Below are 26,159 nucleotides of genomic sequence, written 5' to 3'. Positions count from 1 at the left end.
GTGCCTGCCGGGGCTGGAAAAGCCCGCCCGTCGTCCCCACGTCCTTCATTCTCGTCACCGTGGCGGCATCCTGCCGCGTTTTTTTGCCATCCATTACGGTTCATCCGTTACCGCACACAGGAGTCCCGCATGAGCTTCCAGGGAGAACAGCATCCGGGCGTCCAGGCCCCGACCGCCGAGAGCGAAGGCTTTCGCCTCAACCACACCATGCTGCGCATCAAGGATCCCGAGAAGGCGCTGGCCTTCTACACCCGCGTCTTCGGCATGCGGGTGCTGCGCCGCCTCGACTTCGAGGAGATGCAGTTCTCGCTCTACTTCCTGGCGCGGCCCGAGGCCGGCGAGGCGATCCCCGAGGAGCGTGATGCACGCACCGCCTGGACCTTCGACCAGCGCGGCGTGCTGGAGCTGACCCATAACTGGGGCACCGAGACCCAGGACGACTTCGCCTACCACGACGGCAACGCCGAGCCCCAGGGCTTCGGCCACATCTGCTTCAGCGTGCCGGATCTCGAGGCCGCCCAGGCCTGGTTCGACGCCAACGAGGTCGAGTTCGTCAAGCGCGCCGACCAGGGCAAGATGAAGGACGTGGTGTTCGTGAAGGACGCCGACGGCTACTGGATCGAGGTGGTCGAGGCGGCCCGCATGGCCGGCAAGGGCGACTGAGCGCAGGGGGAGCGTTGGCGGCGCTCGCTTGATCGGGGCCGCCGACCGGCCTAGGGTCATGGTCTGGTTTTCAACGGCATGATCTGCCAAGGAGTCCCCATGACCCTGCCTCTTCGTCCCCAGACGCTGGCCCTCGCCGGCACCCTGCTGGCCGCCCCGCTGGCCCTGAGCAGCGTGGCCCAGGCCGCCGAACCCGAGCAGGTGCGCTTCTCCGTGCCGGCCTGGCCCGGCGTGACCGTCAAGACGGCGCTGGCCGAGACCCTGCTCGAGACCCTCGGCTACGAGGTGGCCCAGGAGGAGCTGGGTTCCACCATCACCTACGAGGCCCTGACCCAGGAAGAGGTCGACGCCTTCCTCGCCGCCTGGCTGCCGGCCCAGCAGGCCATGTTCGACGGCACCATGGACAAGGGCGCCATCGTCGATCTGGGCAACAACGTCGACGGGGCGCGCCTCGGCTTCGCCGTGCCGACCTACGTCTACGAGGCGGGGGTGACCAGCGCCGAGGACCTGGCCGACGAAGAGGTCGCCGAGAAGTTCGACCGCACCATCTACTCCATCGAGGTTGGCTCCGGGATGAGCGACACCCTCAACGGGGCGGTGGACAACGACACCTATGGCCTGGGCGACTGGGACCTCTCCGAGACCTCCACGCCGGGCATGCTGAGCGCCGTGGACGCGGCCATCGACCGTGACGAGTGGATCCTCTTCGCTGGCTGGACGCCGCACTGGATGAACATCGAATACAACGTGAGGTTCCTGGACGACACCCAGGACATGTGGGGCCCGGAGGGCGGCCGCAGCGACGTGCGCACCCTGGTCTCCACGGCGTTCAGCGAGTCCAACCCCAACGCCACCCGGCTGATCGACCAGCTCAACTTCACCGCCGATGACCAGAGCGCGATGATTCGCGGCTTCAGCTACGAGGAGCGCGAGCCGGAAGAGGTGGCCCTGGAGTGGCTGCGCGAGAACCCCGCCAGGACCAAGGCCTTCCTCGAGGGCGTGACCACCCGCGACGGCGATCCGGCCTGGCCGGTGGTGCAGCAGGCGCTGGAGATCCCCGACGCCTGATTCTTGCCGCCTGATCCCTGATGACAGGCATGACGCGACGAGGCCGCCCCATGGGGCGGCCTCGTCGTCGTAGGGGCCAGGAAAACCGCCCGTCAGTAGCCGGTCATCTCGAGGTAGCCCACGCCCCGCGGCGCGCCGTCGTCGCGGTCGATGACCCGCACCGCGCCCTCCCAGTAGCTCACGGTGGTGGGCATCCAGCGCTCGGCATGGGGAGCTGCGACGATCAGGTCGAGCCCCCGGCGGGGGAGCTCGAGCCGCCAGCGGATCGGCATCTCTCGCCCCGCCACCGGGCGCCGCTCCAGCGGCGTCAAGCGCAGGTCGTCAGGCTCGAGCGGCGTGGCGTCGCCGGCGGGTGTGATCCAGGTGCCGGAGAGATAGTCGCCGCCTGCCTCGCCGCCGCCGCGCAGGCGAAAGGCCATCAGCTTGTGGCCGTCGGCGAGGTGCAGCGAGAACCAGTCCCAGCCGCTCTGGTCCGGGCCGAGCAGCTGGCTGCTCCACTCGCGGTCGAGCCAGGCGCGGCCGCTGACCGTATGGGGCTCGCCGGCCAGGATGACTTCCCCGGCGACCTCATAGAAAGGCTGGCTCACATAGATCGAGCCCTGGCCGTCGGCGGACTTCTGGCTGAAGCCGGCCTTCCCGTGGCGCACCAGCGGGCCCTGGGCCACGAGATCGAGCCGATAGCCGAAGGCGTCCTCCCCCGTCCCGGCCAGGGCGTGGACCGTCAGCCGGTCCAGGGCGTCGTGTCCGGGCGCCGCGACGCGGCTCTCCATCGTCCAGTCGTCGAGCCAGGCGCGAAAGGGCCGGACGGTCACGCCGGCCTGGTCCCGCTCGGGCGATGCCTCACGGGAATCGCCCCGGGCGAAGCGCTCGGCGACCCGGTGGAGCTCGCCCCGGGAGACTGCCATGTGGGCCATCCACAGCTGGTCGGCGGCCCAGGGGCCGGGCGGCGCCTCACGCTCTCCGGGCGGTCGCTGGGCCTGGCGGAACAGCGTCCACTGCAAGCCCATCGGCTCCCCCTCCGCGTCCTCCAGGTTGGCGGTGAGGTACCACCACTCCAGGCGGTGGTCGGGGTGGGGGCCGTGGTCCTCGGGGAAGCGCAGCGGCGTGTCCGGGGCGGCCTGGGCGAAGCCGTTGGCCTCGGCGCCGAGCCCCGCGAAGCCCTGGGAGGTGGCGGGGGGCGACTCCTCGGCGCAGCCCGCCAGCAGGGCGAGCAGGGCGAGGAGCGCGCCGAGCCGCGGCCCGTTCGCGGTTCCGATCGGAAAACGCCTCATGTGGTCTCCTCCTCGGCCAGCAGCTCGCGGGGCGGGGTGCGCCAGAGCGTCAGGGCCGGCAGGGCGGCCGCCAGCAGCGCCACCGCCACGGCGGTGGCCAGGGTCAGGGCGATCTCGCCGGGAAAGACGTGCAGCGGCAGGCGCCAGCCGAAGGCGGCCACGTTGATCACCGCCACCAGGCAGGCGGTGATGGCGATGCCCAGCGGCACGGCGAGAAGCCCCGTCACCAGCGCCGCCCCGCCCAGCTGGGCGAGCTGCAGGCCCACCAGGGTGCGGCGCGGCACGCCCAGCGCCCAGAGCGGCGCCAGCCGGCGGCGGCGCTCCCGGGCCTGGGCGAGCAGGCTGGCGAGCAGCGCCAGCGCCGCCACCGCCAGCGTCAGGGCGTTGAGGGCGCGGGTGATGGCGAAGGTGCGCTCGAAGATCCCGGTGGCGAGCGCCTTGACCTGGCGCTGGTCGATCAGTGCCTCCTCATCCAGCGCGAAGCGTGCGGTCAGTGCTCGGGTGAGGGGGGCGGCGGCATGCCCCTCGGCGAGCACGATGCCGATCGAGCCCGGCGGGGCGGCGAAGCGCTCGCGCAGCCGGGCCGTGCTCAGCAGCACCTCGCCGCGGGGGGCGCCGTAGTCGGGATAGACGGCGGCCACCGTCACCCGTTCCCGGCCGCCCGGCGCCTGCAGGACGAGCCGGTCGCCTGGGGCGAGCCCCTGGCCGAGGGCCAGCTGCTCGTTGATGAAGGCCTCGCCCGAGGCGAGGGCGGCCCAGGCCGCGTCGCGGCCCTCGCGTGTCTCCAGCAGTGGCCAGCGTGGGGTGAGGTGCTCGCCCGGGGTGATGCCGAAGAGTGTTACCGGCAGGCCTAGAGACTGCGGGGCGCCTCCCCGGGGCGCCAGCTCGAGCAGGGTCGACTCGGCCTCGGCGGTGGGCAGCAGCTCGGCGACCGCGTCGCGGCCCTCGAGCCAGGCCTGCACCGCGTCGACGCGCTCGGCCGGCGGGCGTAGGTAGAGGTCGGCGGCCAGCCGCTGGTCCAGCCAGTCGAGGAAGGTGAGGCGAAAGCCGCCGACCATGCTGCCGACGCCGAGGTTGGCGGAGAGCGCGATCGCGAGCGCCATCATGGCAAGCGACAGCCGCGGCAGCTGCAGCTCGAGATCGGCCAGGGCCCACTGGGTCAGGGGGCGACGGCGGGCGCGGCGACCCAGCCACGCGAGCCCGGCCGCCAGCAGCGGCGCGAGCCACAGCGCGCCGGCGAGCAGCAGCGCCGCGATCATCACGAAGCCGGCGATCAGCCCCTCGCCGGGCGGGCGGGTGGCGAGCCAGACCCCGGTGGCCAGCGCCAGCAGGGCGGCGAGGCCGCCGGCGACGGCCTGCCCCCGTAGCTGGCGCTGGAAGCCGGCGCGCCAGGCCTGGGCCTGGCCGAGTTCCAGCACGCCGAGCCGGGCGGCCCGCCACAGGGTGCCGCTGCCGGCGATGGCGAGGCCACCCAGGGTCACGCCGAGCCCGCCGAGCCAGTAGTGCCAGGGCAGCGCCAGCCGGGTGCCCACTGAGGCGCCGTAGAGGCTCTGCAGGGTGGCGGCCACGTCCGGCAGCAGCGCGCGGGCGAGCCAGACGCCGCTGGCGATGCCGGCCAGGGCGCCGGCGAGCCCGAGCAGCACGAGCTCGAGCGCCAGCACGCCGACCAGGGTGCGCCCCGGCACGCCCAGGGCGCGCAGGGTGCGCAGCAGTCCCAGGCGCTGCTCCAGCGCCAGGCCCAGCGCCGCCTGGACGATGAAGAGCCCGACGATCAGCGCCAGCTGCGCCAGGGCGGTGAGGTTGAGGTGAAAGCTCGCGGTGAGCTCGCCGGGGTCGGCGAGGGTCGCGGCGCGCAGCAGCCGATAGCCCGCGGGTGCTGCCTCCAGGGCGTCCGCCTCGACCACCAGCCGGCTGATCCCGTCGCCGCGGCCGAGCAGCCGCGCCGCGGCGGCGATGTCCATCACCAGGGTGCCCGGCGGCAGCGACGGGGCGAGGGCCAGGGGCGGCAGCGTCCGGCCGCTGGCCAGCGCCGGGGTGGCGCCTGTGGCCGAGGCGGCCTCGAGGCCCAGGCGCGCCGCGCTCTCCGGCGCCAGGCGGGTCCGCCAGGGCGGCGTGAAAAAGACGGAGGGTGCACCGCCGCCCGCGGTGGCGAAGGCGCTGTCGCCGGGCAGGGTCAGCGGGTCGATGCCGATCACCGTCAGTCGCTCGCCCTGCACGGTGACCACCTCGCCCTCCAGCAGCGGCGAGACGGGCAGGCCGGCCCGGCGCAGCGCGACGAAGTCCGCGCGCGTGAGCGCCTCGCCGTCGCGGCGCTCGAGGCGATCCAGGCCGCCGGTGAAGAGCGCCTCGGCCCGGGCGTAGCTCTCCCTGGCCGAGGCGTTGATCGCCTGCACGCCGCTCCACAGGGCGCCGGCCACCCAGAGGCCCAGCAGCAGCATGGCGAGCTGGCCGGGGTGGCGGCGATAGTGGCCGAGCAGCGTGACCAGCGCGATGAGGATCAGGCGCACGGGTCGCGCTCCGAGGGGCGGTGCGGGGTGAGCCGGCCGCGGCTGAGCCGCAGGCAGCGCGACAGCGGCGCGGCGACCCGCGGGCTGTGGGTGACCAGCAGCAGGCTGCAGCCGGTGTCGCGCACCAGCGCCAGCAGCAGCGCGAGCACCTCGCCGGCGGTGGCTTCATCCAGGTTGCCGGTGGGCTCGTCGGCGAGCAGCAGGGCGGGGCGCGGCGCCAGGGCCCGGCCGATGGCCAGGCGCTGCTGCTGGCCGCCGGAGAGCTGCTCGGGGTAGCGGTGCTCCAGCCCGGCGAGGCCCAGCCGCGCGATCAGCTCGGCGGTCCAGTCGGGGCGCTCGCGGCCCGCCAGGCGCGCCTGAAGACGCAGGTTGTCGCGCACATTGAGGCTCGCCACCAGGTGGAACTGCTGGAACACCAGGCCCAGGGTCTCGCGGCGCAGCCGCGCCCGGGCCGGTTCGGCGAGCGAGGAGAGCGCGCGGCCGGCGAGGCGCACCTCGCCGCGATCGGGCAGGTCGAGCCCCGCGGCCAGGTGCAGCAGGGTCGACTTGCCGCTGCCCGACTCGCCCATCAGCGCCAGGCTCTCGCCGGGGGCGAGCGCGAGGTCCACCCCGGCGAGCACCTCGAGCGGCCCCTGGGGCGTGGCGTAGGCCTTGGCGACCTGGCAAAACTCGAGCATGGCATCGGTCCTGGCGAGGGGCGTTGGCTCGATGTTACACAAAACGGGCGCCCTCCGAAGAGGGCGCCCGTGTGCGTGCCGTATGCGGGGGCTCAGTGGTCGTGAGCGTCGCCGTCCGCATCATGGCCCGGCTCTTCATGGCCCGGTTCGGCCAGGGCGTCGTGGAGCACCCGGGCGTTGTGGCGCAGCATGCCGAGCCAGCTGCCGGCCTCGCCCTCGCTCGCCAGGGCGTCTGCGTAGAGGGTGCCGGCCACCGGCAGGTCGGTCTCCTCGGCCAGCTGGTCGATCATGGCGGGGCTGGTCATGTTCTCGTGGAACAGCGCGCGGACGTTCTGCTCGCGGATCACGTCGATCAGCCGTGCCATGTTGGCCGCGCTCGGCTCGCCGGCGGTGGAGAGCCCCTGGGGCGAGAGGAAGTGCAGGTCGTAGGCGCGGGCGAAGTGGCCGAAGGAGTCATGGCCGGTGATCACGCTGGTGTCGGCGGGGATCTCGTCGAGCAGCGCGTGGAGCTCGGCGTCGGCCTCGTCGATGGCCGCCAGGTAGCGCTCGGCGTTGGCGCGGTAGGCGTCGGCGTGGGCCGGGTCGGCGGCGATCAGGCCGTCGCGGATGTTGCCGACGTAGACCCCGCCCAGGCCCAGGTCCTGCCAGGCGTGGGGATCGAGGGGGCCGTGATCGTGCTCGTCGCCGGGCGCCTCGTCGTCGTGGCTGGCGTGGGCGTCATGCCCGTCGTCCTCGGCGGCCTCGAGGTGCGCCTCGAGGCCGTCGGTGGCCACCACCAGCGGGCCATCGAAGTCGCCGGCGTCGATCAGCCGCTCCATCCAGCCCTCGAACTGCAGGCCGTTGAAGACCACCAGGTCCGCCTCGGCGAGCCGGCGGGCGTCGGTGGGGCGGGGCGAGTAGACGTGGGCGTCGCTGTCCGGCCCGACCAGCGCCGTCACCTCGACGTGCTCGCCGCCGACGTTCTCGATCATGTCGGCGAGGATGCTGAAGCTGGTGACCACCTGGACGCGCTCGGCGGCCAGGGCGGGCAGGGCCAGCAGGGCGGCGGCCCCTGTGAGCAGGGCGAGGGGGCGGGAGAGGTGCATGGTGGGCTTCCTTCTTCGGGGACGTCAGTGGGGTTCGGGGGCGCCCAGCGGCATGGCATGGCGGCGCCGGCGGGCGGCGAGGCTGTGGTGGCGGCCGAGCAGCGCGGAGAGCACGTAGCCGAGGCCGGCCAGCAGGATGATCGCGGGGCCCGAGGGCAGGCTCAGGTGGTAGGAGAGCAGCAGGCCGCCGGTGCTGGCCACGAGGGCCACGCCGATGGCGATGGCGATCAGCCCCTCCAGGCGCTGGCTCCAGAAGCGCGCCGTGGTGGCGGGCAGCATCATCAGGCCCACGGCCATCAGGGTGCCCAGGGTCTGGAAGCCGGCGGTGAGGTTGAGCACCACCAGGCCGAGGAAGGTGCCGTGGACGAGGCCGCCGCGCACCCCCTGGCCGCGCAGGAAGAGCGGGTCGAGGCACTCCACCACCAGAGCGCGGAAGATCACCGCCAGGGTGATCACGATCAGGCTGCTGATGCCGGCGATCAGGATCAGGGCGGTGGAGTCGACGGCGAGGATCGAGCCGAACAGCACGTGGGTGAGGTCCACGCTGCTGCCGCCCAGCGACACCAGCATCACCCCCGCGGCCAGCGAGATGAGGAAGAAGCTGGCCATGGCCGAGTCCTCCTTGTGGCCGGTCATCTGCGAGACGCTGCCGGCGAGTACCGCGATCAAGAGTCCCGAGAGGATGCCGCCGAGGCTCATCATCGGCAGCGAGAAGCCGGCGGCCAGGAAGCCCAGCGCCACGCCGGGCAGGATGGCGTGGGCCATGGCGTCGCCGATCAGGCTCATGCCGCGTAGCATCAGGAAGACGCCCAGCGGCGGGGCGGCCAGCGACAGCGCCAGCCCGGCCACCAGGGCGCGCTGCATGAAGCCGTAGTCGAAGGGGGCGAGCAGCCAGGCGTCAAGCAGTGCCAGCACGGGAGGTCTCCGGGAAGGTCAGGGGCAGGCGCGGCGCCCGGGGCGCCAGGCCGCTGTGGTGGTCGAGCAGGGTGTCGGGACGCACCCAGCGGCCGTGGCCGCCGGACAGCAGCAGCACGTCGTCGGCCAGGCGGGCGAGCTGCTCCATGTCGTGGAGCACCACCAGGATGGTGGCGCCCTGGCGGGCCATGTCGCGCAGCACCTCCATCAGCACCTCCACCGTCTCGATGTCGACGTTGGCGAAGGGCTCGTCGAGCAGCAGCAGCTCGGCCTCCTGCATCAGGGTGCGGCCGAACAGCGCGCGCTGGCGCTGGCCGCCGGAGAGCGCGCCCAGCGGACGGTGCGCCAGGTGCGAGATGCCGAGCTTGGCCATGATCTCGCGGCCGCGGCGGTAGTGGGGGCCGCAGTAGCCCTTCAGGGCGCCGTGGCTCGGCCAGGTGCCGGTCATGATCAGCTCTTCCACGCTCATCGGGAAGGTCAGGTCCAGCGCCAGCTGCTGGGGCAGCCAGGCGCGACGCTCTCGGGGCACCGTGCACGCGACCCGCCCGGCGACCGGCTCGAGCATGCCCATGATCGCCGAGATCAGGGTGCTCTTGCCGGCGCCGTTGGCGCCGATCAGCGCGGTGACGGCGCCGTCCATGAAGCGCCCGTCGAGATGCTCGAGGACCGTCTGGCCGCCGCGGGCCAGCTGTAGGTCGTGCAGTTGCAGGCGTGCCATCAGGACCACCACCCCGCGGCCCAGGAGACCGCCAGCCACAAGGCGGCCAGCGGCGCGGCGGCCAGCAGCAGCCGGCGCGCCGCGGAGAGCGACATCAGCGAGAAGTGGCAGGGCCCTTCGGGGCGGTGCCGGTGGTGTCGGTGTGCCATGGGGGAGCGCCTCCGGGAATGCGGCGAAAGTTATAACATAACAATACCCGCCCGGGCCACTGCCCGAGCGCCTTCCCGTCACGCGCCGTCGGAGCCCCGGGGCGCCGCCGGCAAGGGGGGAGCCAGGCGCTCCTCTCCCCGTGCAGACGCTTCGACGGCGGGGCCTTCACCGCATAGGATGTCGATTTCACCATGACAGGGAGTGATCATGACCGCGACGCGTTCCGCCCTGGTGCTGGCAGGCTGGCTGGCGCTGGTGGCGCTGGCCGCCCTGACCGGCATCGCCACCCCGCCCGGCGACTGGTACGCCGAGCTGGCCAAGCCGCCGCTCACGCCGCCCGACCTCGCCTTCCCCCTGGCCTGGAGCACGCTCTACCTGCTGATGGCGCTGGCCGCCTGGCGGGCCACCCTGGCCGCCCCGCCCGCGGCGCGCTGGTTCACGCTCTGGCCCTTCCTGGCCCAGCTCGTCGCCAACGCGCTCTGGTCGATCCTCTTCTTCGGCCTGCACGGGATGGGTCTGGCGCTGCTCGACCTGCTGCTGCTGTGGGGGCTGATCGTGCTGACCCTGCGCCGCTTCGCCCGGGTGTCACCCGCCGCCGCCTGGCTGCTGGTGCCCTACCTGGCCTGGGTAAGCTTCGCCGCCTACCTCAATGCCGCGACCTGGTGGCTCAACGGCCAGGTGTGATCTTGGCTCTTAGCGCGGGGCGGGCTCGCGGGCTGGGGTGGCGCCCCTGGCTCGCGTACACTCCCCGCTCCCTGAAAGACTCACAGGAGTGATCACATGCCACGGACGTTCCTCTCCCGCTCCCTGCTCGCCGCCGGCCTGGCCGCGGGGCTCGCGCTCGGCGCCGCGCCCGCCATGGCGGCCGGCACCGGCTTCTACGTCGGCGCCGGGGCCGGCGAGACCCACGGCGACGGCGCCTTCGACGACGAGGCGAACCACTGGAAGCTGACCGGCGGCTACCACTTCGGCTGGCTGCCGTTCCTCGACCTCGGCGCCGAGCTGAGTTACGTCAACACCGGCAAGCTCGATGGCGAGGTGGGCGGCCGCTCGGCGACACTCGAGGTCGAGAGCGTCCAGGCCATGGGGCTGGCCGGGCTGAGCTTCGGGCCGCTGGGCCTCTACGCCAAGGCCGGCATGGCCGACTGGGATGCCGAGCGTCGCGGCCACGGGATCGGCGATCGCTCCGGCACCGATCCGGTCTACGGGGTGGGCGCGCGCCTGGGGCTGTTCGGCCTGACCGGGCGACTCGAGTACGAGCGCATCGACGCCGACGAGATCGGCGATCTGGACCTGGTCACCGCCGGGGTGATCTACACCTTCTGAGGCTCGTCGCCGCTTCGCCACTGTCCTCCCGCGGCGAGGCGGCGACTCCCTCTCCCTTGCCCGGCCGCTTGTCCCCCGCGCATGATGAGGGAGCGGTCGTCGCGCCTTGATCGGCGCCACGCCGCCCAGCGTGTCCGCCACCACAGGGAGTGTCCTCACATGACCGAGCGCGTGATCCTCACCACCTCCTCGCACCTCGAGGGCTACCGCGTCACCGATCACCTCGACATCGTCTCCGCTGAGTGTGTGTTCGGCATGAACGTCCTCAAGGACATGTTCGCCGGCTTCCGCGACTTCTTCGGCGGGCGCAACAGGTCCTCCCAGGACGCGCTGCGCGAGGCCCGGGTCGCCTGCCTGGACGAGCTGCGTCGCGAGGCGGCGTCGATGGGCGCCAACGCCGTGATCGGCATCGACCTCGACTACAGCGAGATCTCCGGCGGCGGCAAGTCGATGCTGTTCCTGGTGGCGACGGGGACGGCGGTGAAGGTCAGCCGGGCCTGAGCCGGTCGCGGAGCAGCCGATGGCCTTCCACAACCCCGACCCGAAGATGCGTGAACTGGAGCAGCGCAACGCCCAGCTACGCGCCGCCTTCTTTGCCAAGGTGTTCCGCGGTGCCTGGCGCGGGCTTCGCCGAGGGGTTCGGTGGCTGGCCCGCGTGCGCCCCGGGTGCCGGGAAGCGGCCTGCTGGCGGCGCTAACCCCGCGGCGGGCCAAGCGGCCTTGGGCAGGGCATCGTTGGCCGAGTGTCTGCACACTGTCCGGCTTTGGATGGCTCAGCTCGGGGTGCGGCGGAAGAGATCCCATGACTGCCCTGGCCCGGCTTCTTCCTGAGATCGATGACTGTCCGGGTTTCGCGGCTAACCCGGCCAACGGCAGCGTGCCAGGCGAGCTGACCCCGCACATCTTCGCCGCACCCTCGAAGATGGGCATGGCTACGCGGCCCAGGGGCCGCTGTCACGCCGCCCTCGCGCCCCTTCATGCGGGTGCCGCCATCAGGCTGCTGGCGTGCCAGGCGATCATGCGTTCCTCATCGGTGTGGATGACCCAGGCACCGACTTGGCTGTCGGTGCGCGAAATGCAGGCCGCATCGCGACGATTGGCATCCTCGTCCAGGTCAACGCCGAGCCAGGCGCACCCCTGGCCGATGGCTCGGCGCACCGGAGCCGCCCTCTCGCCGATGCCCGCCGTGAACACCAGATGATCCAGCCCGCCCATGGCGGCGGCGAGGCTGCCGATTTCGCGGACGATGCGATATACGAAGAGGTCGATTGCTTCCTGGGCCTCGACGGCGTCGCTCTCCAGCAGCGCGCGCATGTCGCCGCTGATGCCGGAAACGCCGAGCAGGCCGGAGCCTGAGTAGAGCAGGTCACTCACCTCGTCGACGCTCATGCCCTCCTCGCCGAGCAGGTACAGCACCAGACCGGGGTCCAGGCTGCCGCAGCGGGTGCCCATGGGCAGGCCTTCGAGCGCGGTGAAGCCCATGGTCGAGCCCACGCTCTGGCCGTCCTGAATGGCGCAGAGGCTGGCGCCGTTGCCCAGGTGGGCGACCACCACTCGCCCTGTGGGCTGGCCGTTCAAGTGACGCGGCAGCATGCGATTGATGTAGTCGTAGGAGAGCCCATGAAAGCCGTAGCGAATCAGGCCCCTGGCGGTCAGTTCGCGAGGCAGGGCGAAATGCCGGGCCACTGCCGGCTGGGTGGTGTGAAAGGCGGTATCGAAGCAGGCGATCTGAGTGATGCCGGGAAGCCGCTCGGCCAGGCGCCTGATTGGCTCGAGGCCGTAGGGCTGATGCAGCGGGGCCAGGGGCTCGAGGGTCTGCAGTTCATCGATGATCGCCGTGTCGAGCACCACCGGTGCATGGAAGTGGCGTCCGCCGTGCACCACGCGATGGCCGACCACGGCGAGGTCGTCGAGATCGGGACGCTCATCGATCCAGTCGAGCAGCCGCACCAATGCACCCTGATGATCCAGTGCGGGGGGCAGGTCGCTGAAGGCGCCGGCCTGTACCGGCTGGCCCTCGGCGTCTTCCAGGCGAGCGGCGGAGGCGGCCTGCCCCTTGCCGAGCCCGGTGAGCTTGCCTTGATAACGCAGCGCAAGGCTGTCGAGATCGTGATCGTCCGCGTCGGGCGCGGTAAACAGGGCGAACTTGAGACTCGACGAGCCGCTGTTGATGACCAGAATGTCGCCCATGTCAGCGCTCCTGTTGTTGCGCGGCGCCCTGGCGCTGCTGGTAGTCGGCCAGCAGCAGTGCCAGGGCGCAGGAGGCCATGCGCGTGATGGCTTCGTCGGCGCGGCTGGTCAGCACGATCGGCACCCTGGCACCCAGCACGATGCCGGCACCGGTGGCGTCGGCGAGGTAGGTGAGCTGTTTCATCAGCATGTTGGCGGCCTCGAGGTCCGGGGCGACCAGGATATCGGCCTTGCCGGCCACCGGCGAGACGATGTGCTTGGCCTCGGCGGCGGCCTCGGAGACGGCGTTGTCGAAGGCCAGGGGGCCGTCCAGGGTGCCGCCGGTGATCTGGCCGCGTTCGGCCATCTTGCACAGCGCGGCGGCGTCCAGGGTAGAGGTGATCTTGGGGTTGATGGTTTCCACCGCCGAGAGTATCGCCACCTTGGGGTCGGCGATGCCCAGCGCCTGGGCCAGCTCGATGACGTTCTGCACGATGTCGCGCTTGTGAGCGAGAGTGGGGTAGATGTTGATGGCGGCGTCGGTGATGAACAGCGGGCGGGGGTAGGTGGGCACGTCGAACGCCATCACATGGCTGATGCAGCGTTCGGTGCGCAGGCCGCTCTCGCGCTTGAACACTTCGCGCATCAGCTCGTCGGTGTGCAGGGCTCCCTTCATCAGCGAGGCGGCGCGACCTTCGCGTACCAGGGCCACGGCCCTTTCTGCCGCGGCGTGACTGTGAGGGGTGTCTATCACCTCGAAGTCACGGATATCGACCTCGGCGGCATCGGCGGCAGCCTGTATCTTGCCAGCGGGCCCCACCAGCAAGGGCACGATGAGCCCATGTTCGGCGGCGGCCACGGCACCCAGCAGCGATTCGCGATCGACCGGGTGGACCACGGCCATGACGATGGGCTCGGGGTGGTCGGCGGCGCTGAGGATCTCATGCAGGCGGCCTCGCTCGGCCAGGCGCACCTCGGGCATGGCGGTGCGCGGCCGCCGAATCTTCTCGGTCGGGGCGAGCACATGGGCCTGGCCTTCAATGACGACCTTGCCCTTCTGGTTCTCACAGCGGCATTCCAGGTCGAGCTGCTTCTTCGCCTCGTCCCTCGCCGTGACCCGGACGCACACCTTGAGCACGTCGCCGAGGTTGACCGGGGCGTGAAAGCTCAGGGTCTGCCCCATGTAGATGGTGCCGGGCCCGGGCAACTGGGTGCCGAGCACCGTGGAGATCAGCGCGCCACCCCACATGCCATGGGCAATCACCTCCTGGAAGCGTGTGCTGCGGGCGAAGTCGTCGTCGACATGGGCCGGGTTGACGTCGCCGGACATGATCGCGAAAAGCTTGATATCTTCCATGGTCAGGCGCTTTTCGAGACACGCCTGGTCGCCGATCTTGATCTCGTCGAAGGTGCGGTTCTCGATAAAGCCATCGTCGCTTGTCGCGCTCATTGTTCTCTCCTTGTCGTTCGCTTCGCCAGGGGCTTCGGTGGCGATATGGGGCTCAGTAGCGGATGTGGTCGCCGGCATCGACATAGTGCAGTGAGCCGGTGGTCGCGGCGCCGGCTGGGGAGGCCAGGTAGACGACCGCATTGCCCACGTCGCGCACCGTCGCCAGGCGCCGCAGTGGCGCATGGGCTTCGCTCTCCCGGGCCAGGGCCTCGAAATCCTTGAGGCCGGAGGCCGCGCGGGTGCGGATCGGCCCTGGGGAGACGGCGTGCACGCGGATGCCCTTGGGTCCAAGCTCGGCGGCCAGGTAACGGGTGGCGGATTCCAGGGCGGCCTTCACCGGCCCCATCAGGTTGTAGTTGTCCACTACCCGCTCGGCGCCGTAGTAGGACATGCACACCAGGGTGCCGCCATGCGGCATCAGCGCCTCGGCGCGTTTCGCCATGCGCAGGAAGGAGTGGCAGGAGACATCCATCGCCAGCGTGAAACCGTCTCGCGAGCAGTCCACTACACGGCCATGCAGGTCATCCAGCGGCGCAAAGGCGATCGAGTGCACCACGAAGTCCAGATGCCCCCAGCGCTGATGCGCCCGGTCGAAAAGTTCGTCCAGCTGGTCGTCGTCCCGCACATCGCAGAGCCGCAGTTCGGGATGGCCCATCTCGGCACTGAGCGGGGTGACGAAGCGCTCGGCCTTGGGGCTGGCATAGGTCACCAGCATATCGGCGCCGGCTTCGTGCAGGGCCTGGGCACAGCCGAAGGCGATACTGTCCTGGTTGGCCAGGCCGGTCACGATGCCGACCTTGCCCTCCAGAGAGAAAGGGTTCGTCATAGCGGCTCCACGGTTTATTGCGTTGCAGCACAGGCTAGCCCAGGGGGGTGGCCGCTGCAGTACCTTGAGGTGAATTAAGGGGCCATGATCGACGCATATCCAGGCGATCAGGCGTTTTTTCCAGCAGGCTGGCCAATGCCAGGCCTCTGCGCACGGGCACTCGGCGACGCGAAGGGGTTATGTTGCACTGCACAAAAGCGCCTGCTATGATGCAAGGCATCAGAACGGGGATCGCCCGTTCCATGGCACTCAGAACCCTGGAGGTTCCCATCATGACCAACGTTTTCGCTTTCGACACCAAGCAATTCGACACCGCTCAGTTCGAGTCCATGTTCTTCGCCCCGGCGCGTGCCTTCGCCGCCCTGTCCGTCGACTTCACCGAGAAGATGGTCAATGCTCAGCTCGATGCCACCAAGACCTATGCTGACACCAACCTGGCGCAGCTGCGCAAGCTGGTAGAGGTCAAGGACGCCGAAGGCTTCAAGAGCTACCTGGAAGGCCAGCAGGACGTCGCCAAGCAGCTGACCGAGCGCCTGAAGGGCGATGCCGAGAAGGCGGTGGCTCTCCAGCAGGAGTTCGCCCAGGAGAGCCAGAAGCTGACCGAGGGCAGCGTCAAGCAGGCCCAGGAAAGCGTCGAGCAGGCCACCGAGACCGCCAGCAAGGCCGTCAAGGAAGCCGCACCCAAGGCTGCCAAGTAAGCCTTTAACCCGGCCTGCGGGCCGGGATGAGGAAAGCATCCCAAAGGCCGTCGATCATGGATCGACGGCCTTTTTGGTTTGGTGACGGGCTAACCGGACAGACCCCATGTCAGCCGTTCCCCGCCGTTGGGAGGAGCCCCGCCTGCGCCTGGTCGCCTCATGGTTGTTGTTTGAATGGTCAATCAAAATAAAGGAGGATAGAAACGTTACCTACCAATAACGACATACCCTGCAAGGGAGCGCTTCAATGACCAAGCGACTCGAACGACTACTGCTGGCCGGCCTGCTGGCCGGTGCCACGGCGGCGTCTCACGCCGATGTCAGCATCACCCGTGGCGCCACGGCGATTCCCGACGGGGAGGCCCTCGCGAGCGAGGACCTGACCATCGCCAACGAGCGGCTGGCCTTCTCCCTCGCCGTGGAATCCGCGCCGCCCTGGGGCGTGCCCCGCGGCACCCTGGTCGACCTGGCCGCCGTCAAGGACGGCAAGATCGACCTCGACCGCATCGCCTTCGCCGACTTCATCCCCAACAACTGGTCCGCCTGGCCCAACGACGGCAAGGAGGTGGAGATCGTCGAGGACTCGCCGGAGCGGGCGGTGGTGCGGATTCGCCGTAACTGGGGCGAGGCCTGGGTCACCACGACCTATACCCTCGAGGCGGGCAGTGACCGCATCGATCTTGCGACCGAGCTGGAAAACGCCGGCGACACGCCGCTTTCGGGCATTCGTTCGGGCCACACCCTGTGGCCGGATACCGGCTTCCTGTTCGGCGTCCCGGGGCTCGGCGATGCCAAGGAGACCGTGGCTGACGCGGCGCTGACCGATCGCATGGTCGCCTACGATCGCGACTGGGCCTTCGCGCTCCACGCCCCCTACTTCGACCGCATCAACTATGACGGCCAGGACATGTACCTGGAGCACGACCTGGCGCCCGGCGAGTCGCGCACCTTCAACGGTTCGCTGCAGGTGGTGCCCCAGGGCGACCTGGCGCCGGTGGTGGCCTTCGCGGCCGAGCGCCACGGTGAGCCGGTCGGCCAGATCACGGGCACCCTGCGCAACGTCGGCGGCGAGGCCCCGCAGGACGGCCTGGTGATGATCGAGAAGGCGGGCCACCCCTACGCCTGGACGCTGGCCGAGGAGGGCCGCTTCGAGATGTCCCTGCCGGCGGGCGAGTACCGCGCCTACGCCACGGCCCAGGGCCACGCCAACAGCGAGCCTGTCGCGCTGACGGTCACCGAGGGCGGCGAGCAGACGCTCGACTTCGCCGGGCTGGCGGGACCGGGCACGCTCCGTCTCGACGTGCGCGATGCCAGCACCGGGGCGCCCCGCGACGCGCGGCTGGTGATCCTCGAGGGGCAGCAGCCGCCCGTCGAGTTCCTCGGCAAGCAGACCTTCTTCACCGAGCTGGCCCCGGCGGGCCAGGCACAGCTCGCCCTGGCGCCCGGCGTCTACCGCCTGAGCGTCGATGCCGGCGCCGGCTTCACCGCCGAGCAGCAGGAGCTCTCGGTGACCCTGGCCTCTGGCGAGACCGTGCAGGAGACCGTCGAGATCGAGCGGCTGGCCGAGCCCAACAATGACGCCTGGTACGGGGCCGACCTGCATCACCACGCCAACGTCCTCGAGGGCACCACCCCGCCCGAGACGGTCGTGCGGGCGCAGCTGGCTACCGACCTCGACCTGACGTTCATCAGTGACCACGACTCCACGGCCAACCATGAACGCTTCCAGGCGCTCTCCGGGCAGCGCGGCGTGCCCTTCATCCCCTCCATCGAGGTGTCGGCGTCCTGGGGGCACATGAACCCCTTCCCCATCGACATCGCCGGCGAGATGCAGGTGGACCCGGGCACCGACAGCGTCCAGGCGATCCTGGCGGACGCCCGTCGCCTCAACGCCGAAGTGATTCCCCTCAACCACCCGTTCAACGACTACGGCTACCTGCGCAACCTCGCCAACGACAGCGTGCCGGGCGGCTTCGCCACCGGCTTCGACCTGCTGGAGCTCAACGCGGAAGTCGACAACGTCCCGACGCGCCAGACGGCCCACAACTTCTGGGACGCCGGCCGCCGCATCTACTTCACCGCGGGCACCGATACCCACGACGCCTGGAACGACCTGACCGGCCGCATCCGCATGATGGCCAAGGTGCCGGGTGAGCTGACCCCGCGCGCCTTTGCCCGGGCTCTCAAGGACGGCCACGGCTACGCCACCCAGGGGCCGCTGCTGCATCCGCGCAACGGCCTGTTCGGCGATGACCTGCGCCTGCCCGAGGGGGAGGCCTTCACCTGGAAGGTCGATGTCACGGCCGTCGACGGCTTGAAGGAGGCCCGGCTGATCGGCAGCGGCGGTGAGGTGCTGGAGACCGTCGCCCTGGACGGCCGAGAGGCGCGCCTCGCGCTGACCCTGGACGAGGCGGTCGAGGGCTGGGTCGCCCTCGAGGTCGACGACCAGGATGGCGAGACCGCCTGGAGCAACCCGCTGTGGGTGACGCGCGAGACGACGACGCTCTACACCTCGGCCCTCGAGGACTGACCGCTTCCGGTCGCTCGCATGACAAGGCCGCCCCCTCGGGGGCGGCCTTTTTCGTGGCCAGAGGGCACCATGGTCGGCGGGGCGCGGGACGCCAGGCGCTTCCCCAGTCGCGAGTTTTTTTGGCGTGGCCGGGAATAAGGTCGTCGCCTCGTGCCGTCTTTAAGGGAAGAACAACTCGATCGGGAGCAAGCGGGATGCGGTTTCTGGGCCATTTTTCGTCGCGGGAGAGGCGCTACCGGCGCCTGGTGCAGCCCCACGTGGCGCATCTCGTGCACATCGCCCTGCAGCGCACGGGGCACGCGGCGCTGGCCGAGGACCTGGTGCAGGAGAGCTGCCTCACGGCCTGGGAGAAGCTCGAGGGGCTGCGCTCGGCCGAGGCGTCGCGGCCCTGGCTGGTGCGCATCCTGCTGCGCCAGATCGCCGACCATCGCCGCACCCGGGCGCGCCGCCAGGCGCTGCTGCCGATCACCGACATCGAGGAGGCGCACTGGGAGGCCATTGCCGGCGAGGCGCCGGGACCCTTCGAGCAGGCCGTGGCGGCCCAGTCCGACGGCCGGGTCGCGGCGCTGCTGCGCCGCCTGCCGGACGACTTTGCCATCGTCGTCGAGCTCCACGACCTGATGGGCTACCGCTATCGCGAGATCGCCGAGACCCTGGAGCTGCCGCTGGGCACCGTGACCAGCCGGCTGGCCCGCGGCCGGCGCCTGCTCGCCGCGCTGCTGGTCGAGGCGCCGGAGGCGGCCGAGGGGCTCGATGCACCCGGCGAGAAGGAGGCACGCCACCATGAGTGATCACGATCCTCGGGCCCACGAGGCCCACGCCGCCTGGCTGGAGCGGGTGGCGCCCTACCTGGACGACGAGCTCTCCCCCGACGAGCGCCGCGTCATGGCACAGCACCTGGCGGGGTGCGAGTCGTGCCGGCGCGAGCTGGCGCGCCAGCAGGCCGTGAGCCGGCGCCTGGAACGGCTCGGCGAGGCGACCGACCCCGCCCCCGAGGCGACCGCCCGGGCGGCATCGGCCGAGGCCGTCGAGCGGCGCCTGAAGCAGCGGCTGCTCTCGCCCGCGCCTCGCCGCGCGGCCTCCCGCCCCCTGTGGGCCTGGCTGGGCTGGGGCGTCGCGGCGGTCCAGGCCTGCGTGCTGGCGGTGGTGCTGGGCGGGCCGAGCTGGGAGGCGCGCCAGGGCGTGCCGATGGTGCGCGACGCCGTGGCGGACTTCCGTCAGCGGGTGAGCGGCGCGCTGCCGCCCCAGGCCTCCCGGGACACCGCCGTGCTGGCGCGCACCCTGGCGCTGCCGATCGAGCGCCTCGAGGGGCCCGGCGTGGAGTTCCTCGGCGCCTGGCCCACCGCGCTGCAGGGGCAGCCGGCGGCCGCGCTGGCCTACCGGGTCGAGTCGCACACCGTGGTCCAGTACGTGGTCAGCGGACCGCTGTTCTTCAATCGGGCGAGCGTGCGCGACGCGGTCGCCCGCGAGGGGCGCTACGTCGCCCGGCTGGGCGACCACGCGGTGGTGGGCTGGCCGGGCGACAACGCCGGCTCGCTGCTGGTGGGCGAGCTGCCCACCGAGAGGCTGGAGCGGCTCCGCCTCTAGCGGGCGCCGCACCGGCAAGAGGGGCTTCCGGCCCCCGTTCCAACAATCCCTATAAAGGAGCTTTCACGATGAGGATTCGCCACTCCCTGACGGTCATGACCCTGACCCTCGGCCTGGCCGCGAGCGCGCTCGCCGCACCGTCCCTGGAAGTACTCGAGCAGGCCCCCGGCAGCCGCGTCACGGTGGCCGGCGTGAGCGTCGCCGAGGATGGCTTCGTGGTGGTCCACGCCAGCGACGACGCGGGCAAGATCGTGGCGCCGGCCTCGATCGGCCATGTCGCCGTGGCCGCTGGCGATCACGCGGCCGTCGAGGTGTCGCTGGCGCGTGAGGTGGCCGCCGGCGAGCGGCTCTACGTGATGCTCCACCGCGACACCGGTACGCCCGGCGAGTACGCCTTCGGCCCCGGCTCGGTGGAGGTCGATCCGCCGCTGGTCGTCGACGGCAAGCCGGTGGTGCGCCCGGTGGCGGTGCAGTAGTCCCCCGGCCGGGCCGCGGGCCGTCAGGGCCCCGTTGCCCGATGCGAAACCGATGCGAGAGATCCCCATGATGAAATCCCAGATGCTGTCCTGGACGGCGGCCGGCCTGCTCGGCGCGGCCGGCGCGCTGACCGTCCCCCTGGCCGCCGCCCAGCCGGACGCCCCCGGGGCGCGGCTCTATGCCGACCACTGCGCCGCCTGCCACCTGCCGAACGGCGAGGGCGTGAGCGGCGCCTTCCCGCCCCACCGTGACCACGTCGGCGAGCTGTACGCCGCCGAGGGCGACGAGATCGACGGGCGCGACTACCTGGCCCGGGTACTGCTCCACGGCCTGACCGGGCCGATCGTCGTCGACGGCGAGACCTACGACGGCAACATGCCGGCCTGGGGCGAGGCGCTGGGCGAGGCGCAGATCGCCGAGGTGCTCAACTACCTGCTCACCGAGATCGATTCCGCGCCCGAGGGCTTCCGCCCCTACACCGCCGAGGAGATCGCCGCGCTGCGCGACCCGGCGCTTAACGGGCGCGACGTCCATCGGCTGCGCCAGGGGCTCGCGGGCCTCGGCGAGTCGACTCCGGACGCGGCGGACCAGGCGCCGACCGAGGCCGGGGAGACCCTCGCCCGCGAGGCGGCGTTCTCCGCGCCGGCCTACGTGGCGGTCCAGAACAGCGATGCCGTCCAGGCACTGCCCGGCGGGCAGGCGTGGCCGGGCGTGCCCGGTGCCCACTACGATGCCCTGAGCCCCGACGGCACGCGGCTGCTGGTCTCGGGCTTCAAGACCGGCGACGTCTACCTGCTCGATACCCGCAGCGGCGAGCGCCTCGCCACGCTGCCCATCGGCGAAGTGGCCCAGGGGGTGAAGATCTCGCCCGACGGGCGCCTGGGGCTCGCCATGGCCCAGAAGCAGGGCGTGGTGGCGGTGATCGACCTGGCCGCCGGCGAGCTGGTCGAGCGGCTCTCCGTCGGCGCCGGGCCGCACAACGCCGTCTTCTCCGCCGACGGCGCGCGGGCCTTCGTGACCCTGCAGGGCGGCGGCGCCATCGCGGTGATCGACATGGAGACCCTCGAGAAGGTCGACGAGATCCTCACCCCGGGCCTGGAGACGCCGCACAATCTCGATCTCAGCGCGGATGGCCGGCGGCTGTGGATCCGTGACTTCGTCGGCCAGGCGGCGGTGCTCGACCTCGAGCAGCGCCGCGTGCTCGAGACCTTCGCCGTCGGCAACGGCCACGGCGGCATCGATGTGCTGCCCGGCGGGCGCTACGTGGCCACCGGGGCGATCGCCGATTCCGTGGTGACCCTGATCGACGCCCAGACCCTGGAGGTCGCCGCGACGGTCGAGGTTGGCACCGGCCCCCACGGGGTGCGCGCCAGCCGCGACGGGCGCCACCTCTACGCCACCCTGACCGGCGATGATGCCATCGCGGTGATCGATACCGAGACCATGACGGTGGTGCGGCGCGAGCCGGTCGCGGGCGCCTTCCCGTTCTGGATCGCCGTGCCGGGCAATCCTTGAGCCTCCGGCCGGTGGCATGAGGGGGAAGAGGCGACGCTCGGCGCCTTTGCAACGGCGCCGCCGGCGGCCATGATGGCGGCTCCCCCGGTGACAGGAGCCGCCCCATGTCCATGCTTCCCCTGCTGATCGCCGTCGCCGCCCTGGCCGGTGCCGTCATCTCGGCCCGCGTCGCCTGGCGGCGGCGCAGCGCCAGCCGCTGGCCCGAGGCGACGGCCCGGGTGACCGACACCGCGCTCGAGGAACTCGGCTCGCCGGTGCAGAACCGCGAGAGCCCCGACCAGGCGCACCGCTACCTGGCGCGGGTGCGGATCGCCTATCGGGTCGACGGCCGTGAGGTCGCCTCCGACAACGGCCGCTTCGACGGCGCGCCCACCTTCCCCAGTCGCGAGGCGGCCGAGGCGTACCTGGCCGACTACCCGCCCGGCCGTACGCTGACCATTCGCCACGACCCGGCCGAGCCCGCCCGCGCCCTGATCGGCGCGGCGCGCCTGCCGACCCGGCGCCTCGGCCTGGCGATCTTCCTGCTGGGCGTGGCCGCCGCCGCGCTGTGGGTCGCGGGGCGCTGAGGCCCGGCCGGCTCCTCCGGAGCCTCCTTCCTTACATAACACATTGATCTTCCTGCCAAAGGCCGCCAGGATAGCGGCCTTTTGCCTGGAGATGGCATGTCGCGTTATCTGCTGGCGGGGCTGCTGGCCCTCGCCCCCCTTCACGCCTCGGCCGACGTGCTCGTCGGCAGCTGGAACATCGAACACCTCGGCTGGAACAACGACAAGGCCCTTCCCCAGGTGGCCCACGTGGCCAACCACTTCGACCTCTTGGCGGTGCAGGAGCTGATGGACCCGGCGGCGCTGGGCGCGCTGGAGCGTGAGCTCGAGGCACGCTCGGGCGAGGCCTGGTCGTCGATGGCGAGCCATGCCCTGGGGCGGAGTAGCTACGAGGAGCACTACGGCTTCCTGTGGCGGGAGAGCGAGGTGGCCTACGAGGACGGGGCCGTGGTGTTCATCGATCACGGCGACGTCTTCGCGCGGGAGCCCTACTCGGCGCGCTTTCGCGACCTGGCGAGCGGCGATCGCTTCACCCTGGCGACGGTCCACGTGGTCTACGGCGACGGCGTGGGCGACCGCCTGCCGGAGATCGCGGCGCTGGCCGACTACTGGCGGTGGCTCGGCGAGATCGCGCCCGGCACGCCCCGGCTGCTGGCGGGCGACTTCAATCTGGCGCCGGAGCACCCGGGCTGGGAAGCGCTGCGTGCCGAGGGCGCGGTGCCGGCGATCACCGAGGGGCACACGACCCTCGCGACCACGGCGGGCGAATACGCGAGCCTCTACGACAACCTCTGGTACGAGGCCGAGCGGCTGGCGCCGGGCGAGCGGGGCATCCTGCGCTTTCCGGCCCTGCTGCCCCTGGAGCATGAGGCCGCCCGGGAGCGGGTCTCGGACCATGCACCGGTCTACCTGGCCCTGAACGGCGCCCGCCTCGCGCCCACCCCGGCGGCCGGGGGCGATCTGCTGGCCGGCGCGTCGGTCGGCGGCTCGGGCGCGAGCTGCATCGATCTCAACGCCAGCGACGCGACGCGGCTCGCCGCGCTGCCCCACGTGGGGCCGGCACGGGCCGCGGAGATCATCGAAGGCCGGCCGTGGCGGGAGGCCGCCGAGCTCACCCGGATCGGCGGCATCGGCGAGGGGCGCCTGGGCGAGATCCGCCAGAGCGGCCTGCTCTGCGGCGATCGCGGCTGAGCCCCGCGGCGCTCAGATCGCCCGCTGGTTGACCCGCGCGGAGAGCGCCTCGGCGCTCTCCTTGCGCTCGGAGTAGCGGTCGACGAGGGCGTCGGTGCGGCCGCGCACCAGCCAGGTGAACTTCACCAGCTCCTCCATCACGTCGACGATGCGGTCGTAGTAGGGCGAGGGGCGCATGCGGTCGTGCTCGTCGAACTCCAGGTAGGCCTTGGGCACCGAGGACTGGTTCGGGATGGTCAGCATGCGCATCCAGCGCCCCAGCACGCGCAGCTGGTTGACGCTGTTGAAGGACTGGGAGCCGCCGCAGACCTGCATCACGGCCAGCGTCTTGCCCTGGGTGGGACGCACCGCGCCCAGCGCGAGCGGGATCCAGTCGATCTGCGCCTTCATGATGCCGGTCATCGCCCCGTGGCGCTCCGGCGAGCACCACACCATGCCCTCGGCCCAGGCGGCCAGCTCCCTGAGCTCGGCGACCTTGGGATGGCCGGGCTCCTCGGCGTCGGGCAGCGGCAGGCCGCGCGGGTCGAAGATCCGGGGCTCGGCGCCCATGGCGCGCAGCAGCCGCGCGGCCTCCTCCACCGCCAGGCGGCTGAAGCTGCGCTCACGCAGCGAGCCGTAGAGCAGCAGGATGCGGGGCGGATACCCGGGCGCGTCGTGCGCGGCAAAGGCCTCGGGGTCGGGGACGCGAAACAGCGGGCGGTCAATATTCGGCAGGTCGTGCAGCGAAGACATGGAGCGAAGGGCCTGAAAGGGAAGATCGCCCCAACATATCTGCCACTCCATATATAAGCAACGCCTCCCGACAGACTCCAGGGCCGGGACATCGCCGGGCGCGGGGCCCGGCGATGCTCAAGGAGGCGGCGACGGTACCGCTCGCGATCAGGCGCGCTCGGGCGTCAGCACCTGGGTGTGCAGGGCGCTGCCCGCCGCGTCCATCAGGGTGACGGTCAGGGTTTCGCTCTCGCCGTCCAGGTCGACCTGGCCGAAGAACTGGTAGCCGTCGGAGGGCGGCAGGTTGGACTGCCCGGCCGGCGGCGCCTTCTGGTAGACCACCTCGGGGCCGAAGGTGGCGTCCAGCTCGCCGGGGCCGAAGGTGCCGGCGTGCAGCGGGCCGCTGACGAACTCCCAGAAGGGGGCGAACTCCTTGAAGCCGGCGCGCTCGGGGGCGTAGTGGTGGGCCGCGGTGTAGTGCACGTCGGCGGTCAGCCACACCACGTTGTGGATCGCCTCGTCGCGGATGGCGCGCAGCAGGTCGGCGATCTCCAACTCGCGCCCCAGGGGTTCGCCGCCGTGGCCGTTGGCGACCGCCTCGAAGTGCTCGCCGTCGCGCACCATCAACCCGATGGGCATGTCGGCGGCGATGACCTTCCAGGTGGCGGTGGAGCGGCGCAGGCCGTCGAGCAGCCAGCGCAGCTGGTCCTGGCCGAGGAAGGTCGCGGCCTCGCCGCCGGCCTGGCGGTTGCGGCTGTTGGCGGCGCGGTGGCTGCGCATGTCGAGCATGAAGACCTCGAGGCCGGGGCCGTAGGCGAAGCGCCGGTGGATCCGCCCCGGGGCGTCGGGCATCTGGCGCAGCGGCATGTACTCGAGGAAGGCGCGGCGGGCGCGGGCCGACAGCAGGTCGACGTTCTTCTCGGTGTAGCGGGGATCGTCGAGGAGTTCGCCCGGGTACCAGTTGTTCACGGTCTCGTGGTCGTCCCACTGGGCGAGCATCGGCACCTCGGCGTTGAAGCGCCGCACGTTGGCGTCCATCAGGTTGTAGGCGTGCTGGCCGCGGAACTCCTCCAGGGTCTCGGCGACCTTGCGCTTCTCGGGAGTGACCAGGTTGCGCCAGGTCTCGCCGTTGGCGAGCGTCACGCGCTCCTCCATGGGACCGTCGGCATAGACGGTGTCGCCGGAGTGGATGAAGAAGTCGGGACGCTGGCGCTGCATGGCGGCGTAGGTGGTCATACCGCCGCGGGACTCGTCGATGCCCCAGCCCTGGCCAGCGGTATCGCCGGACCACACGAAGCGCACGTCGCGGCGGGTGGTCGGCGGCAGGCGCAGCCGGCCGGTGACCGGCTCGCTGATGGCGCGATGGTCGTCCAGGGCGGCGAAGCGCATCCGGTAGAAGGCGGTGTCCATGTCGCCGAGGCCCGTCACGTCGAGCTTGGCGGTGAGGTCGGTGGCGGGCAGCACCTCGGGGCCCCGGAGCTGGCGGGCGCCGCGAAACTCGGGGTTGTCGGCGAGCTCCACCAGCAGGCGCGCGGGGCGATCGGCGCGGGCCCAGAGCATGGCGCGGTCCGCGAGCATGTCGCCGCTCATCACGCCGTAGGGCAGCGTGGGGCGCCGGCCCTGGGCCAGCACGATGGACGGGGCGGCCAGGCAGGCGCCGAGGGCGGCGCCTCCCTTGAGGCCGAGCTTCATGGCATCGCGACGCGAGATCTTCTTCGGGGACTCCTGCACGGGATCAGGGATGAACGGTGGGGCGAGTGGCAGACGCAGGATCGGCGCTTTCCATGACAGCGGCTTGTCGAGCGCGTGACATCGCGATGATCCGTCGAGACGGCACGAGCGATGGGCCGCGATGGGGCAGCGGGCGGGCGTGCGGTCCCGCCATGGTGCAGGTGCGAAGAGAGCGGGCGGTGCGGTGCGGCGGCGTAACGTGCCATTTTTTGCCAGACCATTGTTAATGAAGTGGTTTTTTTATGTTGGCGCGCTTTTCGCAATCTGCAGGTCAGGATCGCCATCGGAGTGGCGATGCAACGAGTGAGCTGGCGTGCTCCCACTGGCCCCCTTCGGGGGGCTTTTTTTAT

General features: G+C 71.4%; 26 protein-coding genes. 14 read left to right on the top strand and 12 right to left on the bottom strand.

Features of this window, described 5'->3' with window-relative positions:
- Nucleotides 1–129 precede the first annotated feature (129 nt).
- Nucleotides 130–663, top strand: coding sequence for a lactoylglutathione lyase (gene gloA, locus C9F13_RS16420; protein WP_108447324.1), 534 nt, complete (start codon nucleotides 130–132; stop codon nucleotides 661–663).
- Between the two features lie 99 nt (nucleotides 664–762).
- The gene (locus C9F13_RS16415; RefSeq protein WP_108447323.1) at nucleotides 763–1,731 is read left to right on the top strand and encodes an ABC transporter substrate-binding protein; all 969 of its coding nucleotides are present in this window, start codon (nucleotides 763–765) and stop codon (nucleotides 1,729–1,731) included.
- Nucleotides 1,732–1,823: 92 nt separating this feature from the next.
- Here C9F13_RS16415 and C9F13_RS16410 read toward each other — a convergent pair whose 3' ends face one another.
- The 7 genes from C9F13_RS16410 to C9F13_RS17600 all read right to left on the bottom strand — a co-directional run bounded on the left by C9F13_RS16410 (nucleotide 1,824) and on the right by C9F13_RS17600 (nucleotide 9,053).
- Complete coding sequence (locus C9F13_RS16410; RefSeq protein ID WP_108447322.1) at nucleotides 1,824–3,002, bottom strand: lipocalin-like domain-containing protein; 1,179 nt, start codon at nucleotides 3,000–3,002, stop codon at nucleotides 1,824–1,826.
- The gene (locus C9F13_RS16405; RefSeq protein WP_245888817.1) at nucleotides 2,999–5,509 is read right to left on the bottom strand and encodes an ABC transporter permease; all 2,511 of its coding nucleotides are present in this window, start codon (nucleotides 5,507–5,509) and stop codon (nucleotides 2,999–3,001) included. The genes C9F13_RS16410 and C9F13_RS16405 overlap by 4 nt, the downstream gene beginning before the upstream one ends.
- The gene (locus C9F13_RS16400) at nucleotides 5,500–6,186 is read right to left on the bottom strand and encodes an ABC transporter ATP-binding protein (RefSeq protein ID WP_108447321.1); all 687 of its coding nucleotides are present in this window, start codon (nucleotides 6,184–6,186) and stop codon (nucleotides 5,500–5,502) included. Before C9F13_RS16400 ends, C9F13_RS16405 begins: the two co-directional genes overlap by 10 nt.
- Before the next feature lie 92 nt (nucleotides 6,187–6,278).
- A complete protein-coding gene (locus tag C9F13_RS16395; RefSeq protein ID WP_108447320.1) occupies nucleotides 6,279–7,271 on the bottom strand; it encodes a metal ABC transporter solute-binding protein, Zn/Mn family in 993 nt (330 codons plus the stop codon).
- Nucleotides 7,272–7,295: 24 nt separating this feature from the next.
- Nucleotides 7,296–8,186: a metal ABC transporter permease gene (locus C9F13_RS16390; protein WP_108447319.1), complete on the bottom strand. Its 891-nt coding sequence runs from the start codon at nucleotides 8,184–8,186 to the stop codon at nucleotides 7,296–7,298.
- Nucleotides 8,170–8,904, bottom strand: a complete 735-nt coding sequence (locus C9F13_RS16385) for a metal ABC transporter ATP-binding protein (protein WP_108447318.1) — start codon at nucleotides 8,902–8,904, stop codon at nucleotides 8,170–8,172. The genes C9F13_RS16390 and C9F13_RS16385 overlap by 17 nt, the downstream gene beginning before the upstream one ends.
- Entirely contained in the window at nucleotides 8,904–9,053 is a 150-nt protein-coding gene (locus C9F13_RS17600) for a hypothetical protein (protein ID WP_166462127.1), read from the bottom strand. The genes C9F13_RS16385 and C9F13_RS17600 overlap by 1 nt, the downstream gene beginning before the upstream one ends.
- 208 nt (nucleotides 9,054–9,261) lie before the next feature.
- Between C9F13_RS17600 and C9F13_RS16380 the strand changes: the two genes are divergently transcribed.
- The 4 genes from C9F13_RS16380 (at nucleotide 9,262) to C9F13_RS17560 (ending at nucleotide 11,077) form a co-directional block, all read left to right on the top strand.
- Entirely contained in the window at nucleotides 9,262–9,738 is a 477-nt protein-coding gene (locus C9F13_RS16380; RefSeq protein WP_108447317.1) for a TspO/MBR family protein, read from the top strand.
- Nucleotides 9,739–9,834: 96 nt separating this feature from the next.
- Complete coding sequence (locus tag C9F13_RS16375) at nucleotides 9,835–10,380, top strand: outer membrane beta-barrel protein (RefSeq protein ID WP_108447316.1); 546 nt, start codon at nucleotides 9,835–9,837, stop codon at nucleotides 10,378–10,380.
- Between the two features lie 159 nt (nucleotides 10,381–10,539).
- Entirely contained in the window at nucleotides 10,540–10,881 is a 342-nt protein-coding gene (locus C9F13_RS16370; protein ID WP_245888816.1) for a YbjQ family protein, read from the top strand.
- Nucleotides 10,882–10,900: 19 nt separating this feature from the next.
- The gene (locus C9F13_RS17560; protein ID WP_157955218.1) at nucleotides 10,901–11,077 is read left to right on the top strand and encodes a hypothetical protein; all 177 of its coding nucleotides are present in this window, start codon (nucleotides 10,901–10,903) and stop codon (nucleotides 11,075–11,077) included.
- 277 nt (nucleotides 11,078–11,354) lie between these two features.
- On the opposite strand, the gene C9F13_RS16365 is transcribed toward C9F13_RS17560, so the two are convergent.
- From C9F13_RS16365 to fabI, 3 genes are read right to left on the bottom strand one after another with little or no spacing between them, the layout of a single operon-like run.
- Entirely contained in the window at nucleotides 11,355–12,569 is a 1,215-nt protein-coding gene (locus C9F13_RS16365) for an acetate/propionate family kinase (RefSeq protein WP_108447314.1), read from the bottom strand.
- 1 nt (nucleotide 12,570) lies between these two features.
- Nucleotides 12,571–13,998 (bottom strand): bifunctional enoyl-CoA hydratase/phosphate acetyltransferase, encoded by a 1,428-nt coding sequence (locus C9F13_RS16360; protein WP_108447313.1) that lies wholly within the window; start codon nucleotides 13,996–13,998, stop codon nucleotides 12,571–12,573.
- 52 nt (nucleotides 13,999–14,050) lie between these two features.
- A complete protein-coding gene (gene fabI, locus C9F13_RS16355; RefSeq protein WP_108447312.1) occupies nucleotides 14,051–14,824 on the bottom strand; it encodes an enoyl-ACP reductase FabI in 774 nt (257 codons plus the stop codon).
- Between the two features lie 272 nt (nucleotides 14,825–15,096).
- On the opposite strand from fabI, the gene C9F13_RS16350 reads away from it, so the two are divergent.
- From C9F13_RS16350 to C9F13_RS16315, 8 genes are all read left to right on the top strand, one after another.
- Nucleotides 15,097–15,522 carry a phasin family protein gene (locus C9F13_RS16350; protein ID WP_108447311.1) on the top strand — a complete coding sequence of 142 codons (426 nt, stop codon included), beginning with the start codon at nucleotides 15,097–15,099 and terminating at the stop codon, nucleotides 15,520–15,522.
- A 247-nt stretch (nucleotides 15,523–15,769) separates the two neighbouring features.
- A complete protein-coding gene (locus C9F13_RS16345) occupies nucleotides 15,770–18,052 on the top strand; it encodes a CehA/McbA family metallohydrolase (RefSeq protein ID WP_108447310.1) in 2,283 nt (760 codons plus the stop codon).
- A gap of 194 nt (nucleotides 18,053–18,246) precedes the next feature.
- Nucleotides 18,247–18,843 carry an RNA polymerase sigma factor gene (locus tag C9F13_RS16340; protein WP_108447309.1) on the top strand — a complete coding sequence of 199 codons (597 nt, stop codon included), beginning with the start codon at nucleotides 18,247–18,249 and terminating at the stop codon, nucleotides 18,841–18,843.
- Nucleotides 18,836–19,639 carry an anti-sigma factor family protein gene (locus C9F13_RS16335; protein WP_170121160.1) on the top strand — a complete coding sequence of 268 codons (804 nt, stop codon included), beginning with the start codon at nucleotides 18,836–18,838 and terminating at the stop codon, nucleotides 19,637–19,639. The genes C9F13_RS16340 and C9F13_RS16335 overlap by 8 nt, the downstream gene beginning before the upstream one ends.
- A 68-nt stretch (nucleotides 19,640–19,707) precedes the next feature.
- Nucleotides 19,708–20,115: a DUF7282 domain-containing protein gene (locus tag C9F13_RS16330; protein ID WP_108447307.1), complete on the top strand. Its 408-nt coding sequence runs from the start codon at nucleotides 19,708–19,710 to the stop codon at nucleotides 20,113–20,115.
- Nucleotides 20,116–20,182: 67 nt separating this feature from the next.
- A complete protein-coding gene (locus tag C9F13_RS16325; RefSeq protein WP_211310991.1) occupies nucleotides 20,183–21,631 on the top strand; it encodes a cytochrome D1 domain-containing protein in 1,449 nt (482 codons plus the stop codon).
- A gap of 104 nt (nucleotides 21,632–21,735) precedes the next feature.
- Nucleotides 21,736–22,197 carry a DUF3592 domain-containing protein gene (locus C9F13_RS16320; protein WP_108447306.1) on the top strand — a complete coding sequence of 154 codons (462 nt, stop codon included), beginning with the start codon at nucleotides 21,736–21,738 and terminating at the stop codon, nucleotides 22,195–22,197.
- A 96-nt stretch (nucleotides 22,198–22,293) separates the two neighbouring features.
- Nucleotides 22,294–23,367 (top strand): endonuclease, encoded by a 1,074-nt coding sequence (locus tag C9F13_RS16315; RefSeq protein WP_108447305.1) that lies wholly within the window; start codon nucleotides 22,294–22,296, stop codon nucleotides 23,365–23,367.
- Nucleotides 23,368–23,379: 12 nt separating this feature from the next.
- Here the strand turns inward: C9F13_RS16315 and arsH are convergent, their stop codons facing one another.
- Together arsH and C9F13_RS16305 are read right to left on the bottom strand one after the other, a co-directional pair.
- A complete protein-coding gene (arsH, locus tag C9F13_RS16310; protein ID WP_108447304.1) occupies nucleotides 23,380–24,099 on the bottom strand; it encodes an arsenical resistance protein ArsH in 720 nt (239 codons plus the stop codon).
- Between the two features lie 147 nt (nucleotides 24,100–24,246).
- On the bottom strand, nucleotides 24,247–25,809 hold the full coding sequence (locus C9F13_RS16305) for an alkaline phosphatase D family protein (RefSeq protein WP_245888815.1): 1,563 nt from the start codon (nucleotides 25,807–25,809) through the stop codon (nucleotides 24,247–24,249).
- Nucleotides 25,810–26,159 lie beyond the last annotated feature (350 nt).

This window comes from Halomonas denitrificans (genome assembly GCF_003056305.1).
GTDB lineage: Bacteria > Pseudomonadota > Gammaproteobacteria > Pseudomonadales > Halomonadaceae > Halomonas > Halomonas denitrificans.
The sequence above is the reverse complement of the archived record's forward strand: the minus strand, read 5'-3'. Positions and strand labels throughout refer to the sequence as shown.

What these genes read in the sequence shown, in the direction of transcription:
- gloA (WP_108447324.1), top strand. Translation starts at nt 130, where the DNA reads ATGAGCTTCCAGGGAGAACAGCATCCGGGCGTCCAGGCCCCGACCGCC.
- C9F13_RS16415 (WP_108447323.1), top strand. Translation starts at nt 763, where the DNA reads ATGACCCTGCCTCTTCGTCCCCAGACGCTGGCCCTCGCCGGCACCCTG.
- C9F13_RS16410 (WP_108447322.1), bottom strand. Translation starts at nt 3,002, where the DNA reads ATGAGGCGTTTTCCGATCGGAACCGCGAACGGGCCGCGGCTCGGCGCG.
- C9F13_RS16400 (WP_108447321.1), bottom strand. Translation starts at nt 6,186, where the DNA reads ATGCTCGAGTTTTGCCAGGTCGCCAAGGCCTACGCCACGCCCCAGGGG.
- C9F13_RS16395 (WP_108447320.1), bottom strand. Translation starts at nt 7,271, where the DNA reads ATGCACCTCTCCCGCCCCCTCGCCCTGCTCACAGGGGCCGCCGCCCTG.
- C9F13_RS16385 (WP_108447318.1), bottom strand. Translation starts at nt 8,904, where the DNA reads ATGGCACGCCTGCAACTGCACGACCTACAGCTGGCCCGCGGCGGCCAG.
- C9F13_RS17600 (WP_166462127.1), bottom strand. Translation starts at nt 9,053, where the DNA reads ATGGCACACCGACACCACCGGCACCGCCCCGAAGGGCCCTGCCACTTC.
- C9F13_RS16380 (WP_108447317.1), top strand. Translation starts at nt 9,262, where the DNA reads ATGACCGCGACGCGTTCCGCCCTGGTGCTGGCAGGCTGGCTGGCGCTG.
- C9F13_RS16375 (WP_108447316.1), top strand. Translation starts at nt 9,835, where the DNA reads ATGCCACGGACGTTCCTCTCCCGCTCCCTGCTCGCCGCCGGCCTGGCC.
- C9F13_RS16370 (WP_245888816.1), top strand. Translation starts at nt 10,540, where the DNA reads ATGACCGAGCGCGTGATCCTCACCACCTCCTCGCACCTCGAGGGCTAC.
- C9F13_RS17560 (WP_157955218.1), top strand. Translation starts at nt 10,901, where the DNA reads ATGGCCTTCCACAACCCCGACCCGAAGATGCGTGAACTGGAGCAGCGC.
- C9F13_RS16365 (WP_108447314.1), bottom strand. Translation starts at nt 12,569, where the DNA reads ATGGGCGACATTCTGGTCATCAACAGCGGCTCGTCGAGTCTCAAGTTC.
- C9F13_RS16360 (WP_108447313.1), bottom strand. Translation starts at nt 13,998, where the DNA reads ATGAGCGCGACAAGCGACGATGGCTTTATCGAGAACCGCACCTTCGAC.
- fabI (WP_108447312.1), bottom strand. Translation starts at nt 14,824, where the DNA reads ATGACGAACCCTTTCTCTCTGGAGGGCAAGGTCGGCATCGTGACCGGC.
- C9F13_RS16350 (WP_108447311.1), top strand. Translation starts at nt 15,097, where the DNA reads ATGACCAACGTTTTCGCTTTCGACACCAAGCAATTCGACACCGCTCAG.
- C9F13_RS16345 (WP_108447310.1), top strand. Translation starts at nt 15,770, where the DNA reads ATGACCAAGCGACTCGAACGACTACTGCTGGCCGGCCTGCTGGCCGGT.
- C9F13_RS16340 (WP_108447309.1), top strand. Translation starts at nt 18,247, where the DNA reads ATGCGGTTTCTGGGCCATTTTTCGTCGCGGGAGAGGCGCTACCGGCGC.
- C9F13_RS16335 (WP_170121160.1), top strand. Translation starts at nt 18,836, where the DNA reads ATGAGTGATCACGATCCTCGGGCCCACGAGGCCCACGCCGCCTGGCTG.
- C9F13_RS16330 (WP_108447307.1), top strand. Translation starts at nt 19,708, where the DNA reads ATGAGGATTCGCCACTCCCTGACGGTCATGACCCTGACCCTCGGCCTG.
- C9F13_RS16325 (WP_211310991.1), top strand. Translation starts at nt 20,183, where the DNA reads ATGATGAAATCCCAGATGCTGTCCTGGACGGCGGCCGGCCTGCTCGGC.
- C9F13_RS16320 (WP_108447306.1), top strand. Translation starts at nt 21,736, where the DNA reads ATGTCCATGCTTCCCCTGCTGATCGCCGTCGCCGCCCTGGCCGGTGCC.
- C9F13_RS16315 (WP_108447305.1), top strand. Translation starts at nt 22,294, where the DNA reads ATGTCGCGTTATCTGCTGGCGGGGCTGCTGGCCCTCGCCCCCCTTCAC.
- arsH (WP_108447304.1), bottom strand. Translation starts at nt 24,099, where the DNA reads ATGTCTTCGCTGCACGACCTGCCGAATATTGACCGCCCGCTGTTTCGC.